This window comes from Thioalkalivibrio sp. ALE23 (assembly GCF_000378545.1).
GTDB lineage: Bacteria > Pseudomonadota > Gammaproteobacteria > Ectothiorhodospirales > Ectothiorhodospiraceae > Thioalkalivibrio.
Genome location: NZ_KB900091.1, coordinates 1 through 1,131 on the forward strand (window position 1 = coordinate 1; position 1,131 = coordinate 1,131).

At 64.9% G+C, this 1,131-nt stretch carries 1 protein-coding gene; it reads right to left on the minus strand.

The genetic code is table 11. From position 1 onward, the window contains the following. Positions 1-627: 627 nt before the first annotated feature. Positions 628-1,131: hypothetical protein (locus F573_RS15335; RefSeq protein WP_019023121.1), on the minus strand; the 504-nt coding region annotated here is incomplete at its 5' end.

The window sequence follows — 1,131 nt, forward strand, 5'->3', positions numbered from 1 at the left end:
CAATGCGGCTCTCGAGCCCCATTTGCGAGCGGTCCGCCTTCGCGGCCTTCACTGATGCCCCGGCGGAACTCGCAACCTGCCACACACCGCATCCCTGCGCCAACGAGCACTCCCCGGCACGGGGAGCGCCAGAGCGGTGCTCGCGTGGCAGCGGCGACATCAGAGCCGGTCCGTACTGGGAATCCAGACGGGATGCACCCGATCCTGGCGCCATTATGGGCGGTTCCGTTTCTCCAGATTGTCCAAGATCGACGCTGAATGGATCAGCGTTGGGTTACCACAGCCGGAAAGCTGTTCTTGCACCGTTGCCCCCACAGCAAAGCCGAAGAGCTGGCATTGATTTCCAATCACTGCCCGCAGGACAGTTCTTCCACCAAAACCGGTCAGCGGGTCGAACCGAGTGGTGGCGCAGTTCCAACCACTGCCCCGCAGGACAGTTCTTCCACCAGACTTCGCTGCACCCCGCCATCAATGCGGCTCTCGCCCCCATTTGCGAGCGGTCCACCTTCTCGGCCTGAACCGATGCCCCGACGGTATTCGCAATCTGCCACACACCGCATCCCGGCGCCAACGAGCACTCCCCGGCACGGGGAGCGCCAGAGCGGTGCTCGCGTTGCAGCGGCAACATCAGAGCCGGTCCGTACTGGGAATCCAGACGGGATGCACCCGATCCTGGCGCCAGTAGGGCGGGGACAGGGCTCCGGCCGTATGGAGGAATCCGCCCGGGTTGTCGGGCAGCGCCCGATGCATCCAGTTTTCCTCCGCAGCCGGATCCGGCTCGACGGTCCATTCCCGAATGCGTCCGAACCCCTGCCGGCGCAGCGGGCCGATGCCTTCCACCAGGCCCAGCAGCTCTTCGATGCGCTCCGGGTCCCCGATACACCAGGCCGACACCATGCCGACCTGACGGTACGGATGTTCGAGGACAGCGCCCTTGTACATGCCGGTACCGGTGGCGATGGAGTTGATTTTGCCTTCCCAGTCTCCCCGGTTGCGCGCTTCGAGGATCGCGTTCGGGTCGCCTTTTTTTGTCTGCTGGCGGAACTGCAGCGGGGAAGCGTATTCCCGGAACACCCAGCTGGCCTGCCAGACGCCCCGGTCTTCGTCGTGCCCCAGCGGCAGGGATTCCTG